Genomic DNA, 12,460 nt, shown 5'->3' on the forward strand with positions numbered 1-12,460 from the left:
TATGCCGACCCCTTTGAGACCCCAGGAAATCTACCTGCTCGAACGCTTCAGTTCCAAGGAGTACTACCAGCAGATGCAGGACGCCTGGGCAGCAATGCTTGCGCACGTGGAAGACTGCCTGCAGCGCTTCATGCGGCAGTTACCGGCGGACTACCGCAAGCGCGGCCTGCCGATGCAACCGGATATCGTCTGGGGCGACACCGTATTGCCGAACTTCCGCGAAACGATGATCTATGTGGACCGAGGCTTTATCAGCCTGACCCATGGCGATCACTCGGGGCTGTTCGGGGCCGTGGGTGTTGAAGGTGACATGCGAGGCCAGCGGGAGTTCTGGAGCGGCTGGCTGGATGAGGTGGAGGCCGGTGCGGATGACCGATATTGGGACCTGATTGGGCGGGCTTCGTATTTTGCCGGCAATATCTTGGCAACTGCCCATGCGCATTGGAGTAAGGGAGAACTGTCCACAAACTTCTGCCCGTCTTCTCAAGGCCCACTCGATCCCCCCACCGCTTGGCCACGCTATCGCCTGAATCCCCAGGTACAGGTCCGTACGGGAGAGCCGGTTCCACAAACAGGTGTCTATCTGCCGGATGTGGATGACGCCTGTGCACAGTTCCTGATCGCCTCCCAACACTTCACTACCTATCCACGCAATGCTCCTGAAGCCAGGGTCGGTTTGAGCCCTAGCGGTTTTCAATGTGCCTCCAAGCAGCCAACCCTCTGGACCCTGGTCGAACGTATCCCCGGCGAAACCGTGCCCTTCGAAGAAGGGCTTGGCCCCCTGCCCGTGCCGCCTGTCTACGCCGACCAGCCCTGCCCACGTACCGGTTTCTGGTTCACCCTCGCTCAGCACGATTCGCGCCGCCACTTCCAGCAGGGCGAGATTTTCCCCGAAGTGCCGCGCGGCCTCGCCAAGGGCCATGTGCTGTGGCTGTGGGATGAAGAGCAGGACGGCACACCGGCGGTTTTATCCTCCAGCGCTGCCACGGTCGACCTGCCCGCGCCAGTGGCGGATACCCCCAGCGCGTTCGCCAACAGCGGCGAACCGGCGCCCCACGCAGGGCTGTGGCAGGCGCTAGACAACCCCAGCGTTCAGTTCCGTGCCGGCCAGGCGGGCGAAGCCTTGCCCACCTACCAGGGCCAGCCGCTGCGCTGGCAGTGGATCGAACAGCCCGGAACAGGTTTGCGCGCCACCTCCGGCCAGCCTTGCCCCTACCCTGGCGTATGGAGTTGCGAGGACTGGCCAACCGGTGAGCAGACCTTCATGCATGGTGTGCCCCTGCCACAAGTGGAAGGGCGCAACGTAACCTGGAAGCTGGTGCGGGGAAGTTGACGACGATGCCCACGCCCTTGAGACCCCAGGAAATCTACCTGCTCGAACGCTTCAGTTCCAAGGAGTACTACCAGCAGATGCAGGACGCCTGGGCGGCAATGCTTGCGCACGTGGAAGACTGCCTGCAACGCTTCATGCGGCAGTTACCGGCGGACTACCGCAAGCGCGGCCTGCCGATGCAGCCGGATATTGTCTGGGGCGAAACGGTACTACCGAACTTCCGTAATACCATGGTCTATGTGAACAGAGGCTTTATCAGTCTGACCCATGGCGATCACTCTGGGCTGTGGGCGTTCAGGGCGGTATGCGGGGACAGCGGGAGTATTGGAGCGGCTGGCTGGATGAAGTGGAGCCTGGTGCGGATGAACGATACTGGGGCCTGATCGGGCGGGCTTCGCACTTCGCTAGTAATATTCTGGCAACCGCTCATGCGCATTGGGTAACAACTTTTCTAGCCACCGGATACAGCGAAGAGCGCGGCCCCCTTGACCCTCCTCCCGCCTGGCCACGCTATCGCCTGAATCCCCAGGTACAGGTCCGTACTGGAGAGCCGGTTCCGCAAACAGGTGTCTATCTGCCCGATGTGCATGACGCCAGTGCACAGTTCCTGATTGCCTCCCACCATTTCACCACTTATACGCGTAACGCTCCCAAAGCCTGTGTGGGACTGAGACCAAGCGGCCTCAACTACGCCTCCCAAGAGCCAACCCTCTGGACTCTGGTCGAACGTATACCCGGCGAAACCGTGCCCTTCGAAGAAGGGCTTGGCCCCCTGCCCGTGCCGCCTGTCTACGCCGACCAGCCCTGCCCACGTGCCGGCTTCTGGTTCACCCTCGCTCAGCACGATTCGCGCCGCCACTTCCAGCAGGGCAAGATTTTCCCCGAAGTGCCGCGCGGCCTCGCCAAGGGCCATGTGCTGTGGCTGTGGGATGAAGAGCAGGACGGCACACCGGCGGTTTTATCCTCCAGCGCTGCCACGGTCGACCTGCCCGCGCCAGTGGCGGATACCCCCAGCGCGTTCGCCAACAGCGGCGAACCGGCGCCCCACGCAGGGCTGTGGCAGGCGCTAGACAACCCTAGCGTTCAGTTCCGCGCCGGCCAGGCAGGTGAAGCCTTGCCCACCTACCAGGGCCAGCCGCTGCGCTGGCAGTGGATCGAACAGCCCGGAACAGGTTTGCGCGCCACCTCCGGCCAGCCTTGCCCCTACCCTGGCGTATGGAGTTGCGAGGACTGGCCAACCGGTGAGCAGGCCTTCATGCATGGTGTGCCCCTGCCAAAGGTGCAGGGCCGCGATGTCACCTGGTTCCTGGTCAGAACGCAATGAGCGCTGGGCAGCTCATTGCGTTTCTACCCGAGCAATGAAGGAGCTACCGGCTAAATAAACGGCCTTAATCTGCGGCCGTTCGTGCCCTAGCCATGATGCAGACAGATGCGCGATGCGGCTTCGCACTGGGCTCGGACGTTTTCGGGGCCGGCGATTTCGGCGACCAGGGCGGCGAAGCTCGCCACGCCCGAGCTGCGCAGCGGGCGGTAGGGGATGTTGAAGCGTTCGCAGCCACGCTTGAGCAGCGTCACCGAGTTGTGGGAGATGCAATCCACCGGAAAAACGACCAGGTCGGCGCCGGCCAGGGTGGTGGTGAGCAGGCCGCGGCGGTCTTCGATGCCACCGTCGTGAAGCAGCAGCTCGCCGCCAGCCGCTTCGACCAGGGCGCGTATGGTGTTCGCGGCCTGCGGCCGGCCACCGACGTAGACGATGCGTTTGCCCTTCAGCGGGGTGGGCGCGGTTCCGGCCTCGGCCTGCGGTGCGAAGGTGTCGGCGAGGTGGGTTTCCACCGCCTCAAGCTCTTGTTGCTGGGCGTTGATCTGGCGATGCGCCTCGATCAGCGCGGCTTCCAGGGTGGAGGCCCGGTCTTCCGCTTCTTTCAGCCGGGCCTCCGCCTTCTCCAGCCGGCCGGCATGGTGGGCGCTGGCCTGCTCGCTGGCCCGCAGGGCGATTTCGCTGTCCTTCAGCGCGCTTTCCAGTGCCTCCACCCGCTCGTCGGCGCAGGTTTCCACCGGCTTGCTGCGCTCCTGCAAGGCGTGCGCGGCCTGGGCGGTGCCGAGCTCGCGCAGGCGTTGCTGCTGGCGGTCCACCTTGTCCCTGAGGGTGGCGTTTTCTTCTTCCAGCGCCAGCAGGCGGCGGATGTCGGCGCGGTTCGCTGCGCCCACCAGGTGGGACAGCATGTGCACTTCGCCGAAGGCGTGCTGGCGCAGGCCGGGGTTGGCGGCCGGGTGCGTCATCAGCGCCCAGTAGGCGCCGGGCACGTCGCCGTGCTTGAGGCATTCGGCCCAGGCGGCTTCCACTTCGGCTTCGGTTTCGTAGCGGCGGAAGCGCTTGATCTCCGGCGCATACACCGTGTCCAGCAGCTTGTGCAGCGCGCGGGCGCCGTCGCCGCCTTCGGTGGCCAGTTGAACCGCCATGTGGTGGATGTCGAGGTCGGTGGCCTTGGCGCGGTCCAGGTCGCAGAACTTGGGCACCAGTTTGCGCAGGGCCGTGGTGCTCAGGCAGGTGCCGATGATGGAGCAGTGCAGGTGCGGGTCCAGCTCGTACAGCTTGGCGCCGCGGGGCAGGAAGGCTTTGGCCGGTACCGGCGCGGGCGGCTTGCCGGCTCGGGGCAGCGCTCGCAGCGCCCATGAAGAGGACGGAGTGGCGTCAGGGCGATCCTGGGTCTGGAAGATGTGGGCGGGCTGGCTCATGGCGGCCTCGGAAAGAGCAGCGGCTGGAAGCGATTTATTTATGTAGTCTAATATACAGCGAAAGGCGGCTGCTGAAACGGGGTCGCGCTGCGGCACGGGGAGCCCGTTCCTCTATATGGGGCACGCGCTGGCGGTGCCGGCGATTGGTCGATTGGTCGTGCGGCGATGAGCCTGACCGGAGAGGGTCGCGGCCGGTGCCTCTCCGGTTCTGCTTGGGCGGAAGAGAAGCTCAGGCGCGGGGCGGCAGCTGCCAGTCCACGTTCTTCGGCCGTCCTGGCAGGTCCAGGCTGGCGGTGGTCGCCGGCGTGCGGGCGACGATGTGGCCGTTGCGTATCACCGCCAGCCGGGTGGCGCGCAGGCGGATGGCTTCCACCGGGTCGCGCGCCTGCAGCAGCACCAGGTCGGCGCGGCAGCCCGGCTCCAGGCCGTAGCCTTCCAGTCCGAGGATGGCGGCCGGGGTGGCGGTGACCGCCTGGAAACAGGCGCGCATCGCGTCTTGCCCGGTCATCTGGGCGACGTGCAGGCCCATGTGGGCCACTTCCAGCATGTCGCCGCTGCCCAGGCTGTACCAGGGGTCCATCACGCAGTCGTGGCCGAAGGCAACCGGGATGCCGGCGGCCAGCAGTTCCGGCACGCGGGTCATGCCGCGGCGCTTGGGGTAGCTGTCGTGGCGGCCCTGCAGGGTGATGTTGATCAGCGGGTTGGCGATGGCGGCGACGCCGGCCTCGCGCATCAGCGGCAGCAGCTTGGAGACGTAGTAGTTGTCCATGGAGTGCATGGACGTGAGGTGCGAGCCGGTGACGCGCCCGTGCAGGCCGAGACGGTGGGCGTGGAAGGCCAGCGTCTCGATGTGGCGGGACAGTGGGTCGTCCGACTCGTCGCAGTGCATGTCCACCCGCAGGCCGCGCCCGGCGGCGAGCTCGCACAGGATGCGCACCGATTCCGCGCCGTCCGCCATGGTGCGTTCGAAGTGGGGGATGCCGCCGACCACGTCCACACCCATGTCCAGCGCGCGCTTGAGGTTGTCCAGCGCGCCGGGGCTGCGCAGCACGCCGTCCTGCGGAAAGGCGACCAGCTGCAGGTCCAGCCAGGGCTGCACCTTTTCCTTCACTTCCAGCAGGGCCTCCACCGCCAGCAGGCGCGGGTCGCAGACGTCCACATGGCTGCGGATGGCCAGCAGGCCCTTGGCCACCGCCCAGTCGCAATAGCGTAGCGCGCGTTCCACCAGGGCCTCCTGTGTCAGCTCCGGCTTCAGCTCGCCCCACAGGGCGATGCCCTCCAGCAGCGTGCCCGACTGATTCACCCGCGGCTGGCCGTAGGACAGGGTGGCGTCCATGTGGAAGTGGGCATCCACGAAGGGCGGGGTGACGAGCTGGCCGGCGGCATCCACCACGCTGTGGGCGACCGCCGGCAGCACCGGCTCGACGGCGACGATGCGGCCGTCGCGTATGCCGATGTCCAGGCCCTGGCGGCCGTCGGGCAAGGTGCAGTTGCGCAGGACGAGATCGAGCATGGGGCCTCCCTGAAGGTGCGCTGTGGCGGATTTTTCCGCTTGTACCGGAAGGCGGTGGGTGGTGCAAACCCGGGAATGCCGGTTGCTGCCCGGTTTGTTTGCGACAGCCGGCGGTGACACCGGCTTTTCGGACAATGAAATCAAAGGAGCCCCGTCATGACGACACCCAGAAACCAGGATGCAAGGCCCGGTGATGCCACCCTGCACGACCAGCAGGTGGGCCGTGGCAGCGGCGGGGAAACCCACCAGGTGGCCGGCGTGGATGTTCCGGTGCTCACCACCGCCCAGGGCGTGCCGGTGGCCGACGACCAGAACTCCCTGCGCGCCGGCGCCCGCGGCCCGACGCTGATGGAAGATTTTCATCTGCGCGAGAAAATCTTCCACTTCGACCATGAGCGCATCCCGGAGCGGGTCGTGCATGCCCGCGGCTACGGCGCCCACGGTTACTTCGAGAATTACGACAGCCTGGCCGACCTCACCCGCGCCGACCTGTTCCAGCGACCCGGCGAGAAAACGCCGGCCTTCGTGCGCTTCTCCACCGTGGCCGGCAGCGAGGGTTCGCCCGACCTGGCGCGCGACGTGCGCGGCTTCGCCGTCAAGCTCTACACCAAGGAGGGCAACTGGGACATCGTCGGCAACAACATCCCGGTGTTCTTCATCCAGGACGCGATCAAGTTTCCCGACCTGATCCACGCCGCCAAGCCGGAGCCGGACAGCGGTTTCCCGCAGGCGCAGACCGCCCACGACAACTTCTGGGACTTCATCTCGCTGACGCCGGAGTCGATGAACATGGTCATGTGGATCATGTCCGACCGTACCATCCCGCGCTCCTTCCGCTTCATGGAAGGCTTCGGCGTGCACACCTTCCGCCTGGTGGATGCCGGGGGCGGCTGGCGCTTCGTCAAATTCCACTGGAAGCCCAAGCTCGGCATGCAGTCCGTGGTGTGGAACGAGGCGGTGAAGATCAACGGCGCCGATCCCGACTTCCACCGCCGCGACCTGTGGAACGCCATCCAGGCCGGCGATTTCCCCGAATGGGAGCTGGGCCTGCAGGTGTTCGACCAGGCCTTTGCCGACAGCTTCGACTTCGACGTACTGGACGCCACCAAGATCATCCCGGAGGAGCTGGTGCCGGTGCGCCGCGTTGGCCGGCTGGTGCTGGACCGCATGGTGGACAACTTCTTCGCCGAAACCGAGCAGGTCGCCTTCTGCACCCAGAACATCGTGCCCGGCATCGATTTCAGTGAAGATCCGCTGCTGCAGGGGCGCAACTTCTCCTACCTGGACACCCAGCTCAAGCGCCTGGGCAGCACCAACTTCACCCAGCTGCCGATCAACGCCCCCAAGTGCCCCTTCCACCACTTCCAGCAGGACGGCCACATGGCCCTGCACAACCCGCGCGGCCGCGCCAACTACGAGCCCAACTCCTGGGGCGGCGCCGCGGGCGGGCCGCGCGAATCGCCCGGTCGCGGCTTCAGCAGCGTGCCGGTGAGCTACGACGGACCCAAGCAGCGGGTGCGCTCCGAGACCTTTGCCGACCATTACAGCCAGGCGCGGCAGTTCTACCGCAGCCAGACGGAGGTCGAGCAGGGCCACATCGCCGCCGCGTTCACCTTCGAACTGAGCAAGGTGAAGACGGTGGCGATCCGCGAGCGCATGGTCTCCCATCTGCTGAACATCGACGGCGCGCTGGCGGACCAGGTGGCCCAGGGCCTGCGCCTCAAGGGCATCCCCCAGCCGGCGACGCCGGCGATGACACCGCGCGACCTGCCACCCTCGCCCGCCCTCAGCATCCTGGAGAACGGCCCGGACGGCTTCGTCGGCCGCAAGCTGGGCGTGCTCGTCACCGACGGCAGCGACGCCGGCCTGCTCGCCGCGCTGCGCAAGGCGGTGGAGGACGTCGGCGGCATGGTGGAGATCATCGCCCCGGAAGTCGGCGGCATCACCGCCTCGGACGGCAGCCATGTGGTCGCCGACGAGCGTCTGGATGGCGGCCCCTCGGTGCTCTACGACGCCATCGCCGTGTTGCCCTCGGAGGAGGGGGCGGAGGCGCTGCTGGAGAAGCCGCCGGCGCGGGACTTCGTCGCCGACGCCTATGCCCACTACAAGTTCGTCGCCTTCATCGCCCCGGCGCGCAAGCTGTTCGACAAGGCCGGCCTGCCCGCCCAGCTGGACGACGGCTTCATCCCGCTGGACGCCGGCTCGCCGCCGACCCGCTTCGTCAGCGCCTGCGGCGCGCTGCGGTTCTGGAATCGCAAGGGGGCTTGATGGGCTTCCACGCGGCACCCTGCGTCCAACGCCCGCCGCCGTGGATCGAGCCCGCCCGGGTCTTCCCGCTCTTCCCTCGCGGGAGAGAGCGGGTAAGCGGGGGCGCCCCGCTGGGGTGCCGGATTCGAGGCTCGCACGACGCCTTTCTCTTTCTCTGTCGGAAAAGAAGAGGAAGGCATGCCTTCCAAGTCAGACCGTATCGCCGGCAGGATCGGTGACACGGGAGGGCCGCCCCAGCCTGAGCTGCGCCCCCGGCGCCCTTTGCCGGCCCTTGCGCGCCTCTAGGCAAGATTTGCCGGCCACTCTTGCCGTCCCGGACTTGTTTCCCGGCATGCCGGAAGCTGCGCAAACTCAGCCAAAGCCACGCCAGCCAATGCCTGGGCGCCGGCACCGGCAACCGGCAGCCGCTTTGGCATGGAACTCGCAAATGGGGGTGAAACGTGCTCCCACGGCGAGGTTTCCATGCTGTCCACCATCCTCCGACCCGTTGCCCTGCCGCCCGATCTCATCGGCCAGCCCGCGCCCTGCGACCTCTTCGACGCCCGCGGCACCTTGCTGCTGCGCCAGGGCGCCAACATCTCGCTGCGCGCCGAAACCCCGCACCGCCCCTGCACCGTTTTCTGCGCAGCCGAGCAGGCGGAGCGCATCTCCCCGGCCGACCCCATCGGCCGCCTGCGCGAAATCGGCATGGCCCTGGGCCAGCTCGCCGATGCCGCGGTGCAGGGCGGCGTGGTGGCGGCGGAGGATTTCCGCGACCTCGCCCGCTGCACCTACGAGGTCTGGCAACTGGATGCCGACGTCTGCCTCGGCTACGTCCGCCTGGTGCAGTTCGACCGCGCCAGCGTCTGCCACGCCATCCACGCCGCGCTGCTGGTGGCCGAGCTGGCGACTGCCAACGGCTTGCCGGACCACATGGTGGTGGAGGTGATGGGCGCCGCGCTCACCATGAACCTCGCCAGCATGGGCCTGCATGACGACATGGCCGACTACGTCGGCGCGCCTGACGTCACCACCCGCGAAGCGCTGGATGCTCACCCCGGCGATTCGGTGGCGCTGCTGGTGGAGCTCGGCGACTTCCCCGCCAACTGGCTGGCAGCGGTGGCCCAGCATCACGAGAACATCGACGGCAGCGGCTATCCGCTGGGTCTGCGCCGCGGCGAGATCACGCTGGCGGCGCGCATGCTGCGCATCGCCGATGTGCTCGCCGCCCGCCTCAGCAGCCGCCGCGGCCGCACTCCGCGCCACTGGGGGCTGTACCAGGCGCGCGACGTCACCCACCTGATCGAACACGTGTTCGGCGCCGACCTCAGCCAGCTCGATCCCACGCTGGTGCGGTTGGTGATGTCGCGCCTGGGCACCTTCCCGCCAGGCAGCCTGGTGCGCCTGTCCAACGGCGAACTGGCGGTGGTCAGCCGCCGCCGTGCCGGCCAGGGGCCGACCCCGCGCGACGTGCTGTCCTTCATCGGCACCCACGGCCGCCCGCTGGAAACGCCGCGCCTGCGCCAGATCGGTCCGCGCGACGTGCGCATCCAGGGCTACGCCCACGACGAGCTGCCGCGCCTGCCGCCCTACGAATGGCCGCAGATGTGGGGTTACCGGCACTGAGTTTCCGCGCCGGGCGCCGGGGCCATCATCCGGGCACCTGAACACGCCGCTGCCGTTCGGGCTGAGCCCGTCGAAACCCCGCTTCCGCAATGCCCTGCGCCAAGCCCGTCTGGAGCGAAGCCGCAGCCCGGGGCGCGGCAGTGCCTGTGCGGTCGCCGAATCGATGATCGGCGCAGTGGCGCTGCCCTACTAGCTGGCGAGATCCAGGCGTGGGCCACAGCCCGGTGCCGGGAGAGGGGCGCTCACCCTCCCGCCGCCCCATCCCGCTCTCCTTGACACCCGTCAACGTGGCCCCGGCTGCGAGGCGGAGACTCTAGCCATCGGGCCCCCGCGTGGCCCATGGCAAAGGAGCAGCCATCATGATCACCACTGCCATCTTCCCGGGACGCTACGTGCAGGGCGACGAAGCCCTGGCCACCCTGGGCGAGGAGGCCGCCCGCCTTGGCCGCAAGGCCCTGCTGGTGTGCGATCCCTTCGTGCTGGACCACCTCGCCAGCGAAGTACGCGATGGCCTCGGCGGCCGGCTGCCGGCGGTCGAGGTGCGCTTCGGCGGCGAATGCTCGGACGAGGAAATCGCCCGCATCAAGGCCATCGCCGAGCGCGAAGGCGCCGACATGGTGGTCGGCATCGGCGGTGGCAAGGCGCTGGATACCGCCAAGGCGGTCGCCTACGAGATGCAGGCGCGCACCCTGATCGCGCCCACGCTGGCTTCCACCGATGCGCCCTGCAGCGCGCTTTCGGTCATCTACACCCCGGCCGGCGCCTTCAAGCGCTACCTGGTGCTGCCGCACAACCCGGATACCGTGCTGGTGGACACCGGCGTCATCGTCCGCGCCCCGGTGCGGCTGCTGGTCGCCGGCATGGGCGATGCCTTCTCCACCTGGTTCGAAGCGGAAGACTGCCGCACCAAGCGCGGCGCCAACATGACCGGCCGCATCGGCCCGATGACCGCCTACGCGCTCGCCCGCCTGTGCCATGAAACTCTGCTGGAATACGGCACCCTGGCCAAGGCCAGCGCCGAACAGGGCGTGGTCACCCCGGCGCTGGAGCACATCGTCGAGGCCAACACCTTGCTCTCCGGCCTGGGCTTCGAGAGCGGCGGCCTGGCTGCCGCCCACGCCATCCACAACGGCCTCACCGCGCTGCCGCAGAGCCACGGCGCCTGGCACGGCGAGAAGGTGGCCATCGGCGTGCAGGGCCTGATGTTCCTGGCCGACAAGAAGCCGGAGATGATAGACACGGTGTATGACTTCTGCCTGTCCGTCGGCCTGCCGGTGACGCTGGCGGACATCGGCCTCGGCGAGGTGAGTGACGCCGAACTGCTGATCGCCGCCACCGCCGCCTGCGCCCCGGGCGAGACCATCCACAACGAACCGGCGGAGGTGTCGCCCAAGCGGGTGCTGGCGGCGCTGAAGGTGGCGGATGCCGAAGGGCGCAGGCGCAAGATGCAGTGGGCGGTTGCCTGAGCCGGTGAGCCGGGAGAGAGCCCGGCTCACCGGAATACCGAGCAGCAATTCATGACGAAGGCCCCGGAAACGGGGCCTTCGCCGTTTGGGCGTGGCTATCCGCAGAAAGAACACTGCCTGGCGCTGTGCTGCGCTTGCGCCAACCGGAGGGCCGCAAGCAGCAATTCCTCCGTCCTTCCACTGGCTGACCAGCGCATTCGCCTTGTTCGGAATGCATGCATCGCTGTGTTGTTAACTACATAAAAAATAAGCTTGTTATGTTTTGGACAAGATGTTTTCCGCGCTGCTGGTCAATTGGGCTTGCCTATGTCTTAAGACTAGCTTTCTATTTATGGATTATGTATTTGTAAACATGTGGATGCGTTTATTGAGCCAGGCGGCGTTCGGGGTCTGTATGTTTCTGGCATGGGGCCTGCTGGGTCGAATTGTCTATGTAGTCATATGCATAGATAAGGCGTCTCATGAGCGCGGCTTGTAGCTCACGGCTCAAGAGCGCTTTCGGGTTGAACCACGCAATCGATCCCGCTCGTTAAGAGTCGGGAGCCCATGACCTACTTGGATGCAAGGAGTATCAAGCATGAAAGGAAATGGAAAGACGCTGCTCAGCGTTGCTGTCATCGCGTTCGGGCTGCAATTTGGCGCAGCCTGGGCGACGGATGTGCATATTGCTGCAGCGAAGGTTCTGGAGCCTGCATTTGGAACGACCAGCACCGAGGGGCCGGTGATCACGGCCTTCAAGAGCGCGAACCCGACCTACGCCAGCTACAACTTCTATACCCACACCGGGCCATCCGGCACCTATGCGACGACCATCGCCAATGGCCTGACCGCCTCGCCGAAGGCCTATCCCTACGACCTTTTCCTTTCCGCGGACACCCTGTATCCCGATTCGCTTACCACGTACGCCGAGGTCTCGGGCGTCACAGTCTTCTCCCAGGGGGAGGTGATGCAGTGGTCCAAGGGTGGCATCAATGTGGAAACCGCCTTCCCCACTGGCGCGACGACGATCGGCATCTGCGACGAGGACATGGGGCCCTACGGCCAGGCCGCGCTGGACATCCTGAATGATGAGTTCGGCATCACGGAGCCGACGACATCGCCGATGTCCATCGTCCGCTACAGCAACATCATGATGGTGGACCAAGCCATCAACAGCGGCGCCGCGCAATCGGGCTTCGTGCCGACCGCCTTGCATTGCTCCAGTGGAGCGGTGAGCGGCCTGCCTGCCGGCGCGACCAAGGTGATCTTCACCGGTACTCACTACGACCATGGTGGCGTGGTGATCAGCGACCCGTCGGATACCGCCGCGGCCACCGCCGCAGGGGCCTTGCTCGCCTGGCTGGCAAGCGCCGGGGGCCAGGCTGTGCTCGAGGATTACTGCCTGGCGTTCCCGTAATCGCTTGATGGCCCCGCTTTCCAGAGCGGGGCCGCGCTCCTCTCCTTCTGCAAGCGAATACCCACGCTCCTCCGTTGCCTGAGCTGTCGCCATCCGGCTTGCGCAGAGCCCCGGCGGCCCGAGGGTGTCCGCGTTTGCCATGC

9 protein-coding genes are annotated in these 12,460 nt (G+C 66.7%); 7 read left to right on the plus strand and 2 right to left on the minus strand.

The window, feature by feature from the left end:
* Nucleotide 1 precedes the first annotated feature (1 nt).
* From GRF61_RS09900 to GRF61_RS09910, 3 genes are all read left to right on the plus strand, one after another.
* A complete protein-coding gene (locus tag GRF61_RS09900) occupies nucleotides 2-1,333 on the plus strand; it encodes a hypothetical protein (RefSeq protein WP_211165869.1) in 1,332 nt (443 codons plus the stop codon).
* Between the two features lie 5 nt (nucleotides 1,334-1,338).
* Nucleotides 1,339-1,716 carry a hypothetical protein gene (locus GRF61_RS09905; protein WP_169150496.1) on the plus strand — a complete coding sequence of 126 codons (378 nt, stop codon included), beginning with the start codon at nucleotides 1,339-1,341 and terminating at the stop codon, nucleotides 1,714-1,716.
* Between the two features lie 362 nt (nucleotides 1,717-2,078).
* Entirely contained in the window at nucleotides 2,079-2,657 is a 579-nt protein-coding gene (locus GRF61_RS09910) for a hypothetical protein (RefSeq protein ID WP_169150497.1), read from the plus strand.
* Between the two features lie 86 nt (nucleotides 2,658-2,743).
* Here GRF61_RS09910 and GRF61_RS09915 read toward each other — a convergent pair whose 3' ends face one another.
* The gene (locus GRF61_RS09915) at nucleotides 2,744-4,069 is read right to left on the minus strand and encodes a DUF2325 domain-containing protein (protein ID WP_169150498.1); all 1,326 of its coding nucleotides are present in this window, start codon (nucleotides 4,067-4,069) and stop codon (nucleotides 2,744-2,746) included.
* A 229-nt stretch (nucleotides 4,070-4,298) separates the two neighbouring features.
* On the minus strand, nucleotides 4,299-5,582 hold the full coding sequence (locus tag GRF61_RS09920) for an amidohydrolase family protein (RefSeq protein ID WP_169150499.1): 1,284 nt from the start codon (nucleotides 5,580-5,582) through the stop codon (nucleotides 4,299-4,301).
* Nucleotides 5,583-5,738: 156 nt separating this feature from the next.
* On the opposite strand from GRF61_RS09920, the gene GRF61_RS09925 reads away from it, so the two are divergent.
* From GRF61_RS09925 to GRF61_RS09940, 4 genes are all read left to right on the plus strand, one after another.
* Nucleotides 5,739-7,850: a catalase gene (locus tag GRF61_RS09925; RefSeq protein WP_169150500.1), complete on the plus strand. Its 2,112-nt coding sequence runs from the start codon at nucleotides 5,739-5,741 to the stop codon at nucleotides 7,848-7,850.
* Between the two features lie 414 nt (nucleotides 7,851-8,264).
* Complete coding sequence (locus GRF61_RS09930; RefSeq protein WP_169150501.1) at nucleotides 8,265-9,455, plus strand: HD domain-containing phosphohydrolase; 1,191 nt, start codon at nucleotides 8,265-8,267, stop codon at nucleotides 9,453-9,455.
* A 359-nt stretch (nucleotides 9,456-9,814) separates the two neighbouring features.
* Complete coding sequence (locus GRF61_RS09935) at nucleotides 9,815-10,921, plus strand: glycerol dehydrogenase (protein ID WP_169150502.1); 1,107 nt, start codon at nucleotides 9,815-9,817, stop codon at nucleotides 10,919-10,921.
* A gap of 577 nt (nucleotides 10,922-11,498) precedes the next feature.
* On the plus strand, nucleotides 11,499-12,317 hold the full coding sequence (locus tag GRF61_RS09940) for a substrate-binding domain-containing protein (protein WP_169150503.1): 819 nt from the start codon (nucleotides 11,499-11,501) through the stop codon (nucleotides 12,315-12,317).
* Nucleotides 12,318-12,460 lie beyond the last annotated feature (143 nt).

This window comes from Azoarcus sp. TTM-91 (assembly GCF_012911025.1).
Classification (GTDB): Bacteria; Pseudomonadota; Gammaproteobacteria; order Burkholderiales; family Rhodocyclaceae; genus Azoarcus.

Coding starts and splice junctions, on each gene's coding strand:
- GRF61_RS09900 (WP_211165869.1), top strand. CDS start 2: ATGCCGACCCCTTTGAGACCCCAGGAAATCTACCTGCTCGAACGCTTC.
- GRF61_RS09905 (WP_169150496.1), top strand. CDS start 1,339: ATGCCCACGCCCTTGAGACCCCAGGAAATCTACCTGCTCGAACGCTTC.
- GRF61_RS09915 (WP_169150498.1), bottom strand. CDS start 4,069: ATGAGCCAGCCCGCCCACATCTTCCAGACCCAGGATCGCCCTGACGCC.
- GRF61_RS09920 (WP_169150499.1), bottom strand. CDS start 5,582: ATGCTCGATCTCGTCCTGCGCAACTGCACCTTGCCCGACGGCCGCCAG.
- GRF61_RS09925 (WP_169150500.1), top strand. CDS start 5,739: ATGACGACACCCAGAAACCAGGATGCAAGGCCCGGTGATGCCACCCTG.
- GRF61_RS09930 (WP_169150501.1), top strand. CDS start 8,265: ATGGAACTCGCAAATGGGGGTGAAACGTGCTCCCACGGCGAGGTTTCC.
- GRF61_RS09935 (WP_169150502.1), top strand. CDS start 9,815: ATGATCACCACTGCCATCTTCCCGGGACGCTACGTGCAGGGCGACGAA.
- GRF61_RS09940 (WP_169150503.1), top strand. CDS start 11,499: ATGAAAGGAAATGGAAAGACGCTGCTCAGCGTTGCTGTCATCGCGTTC.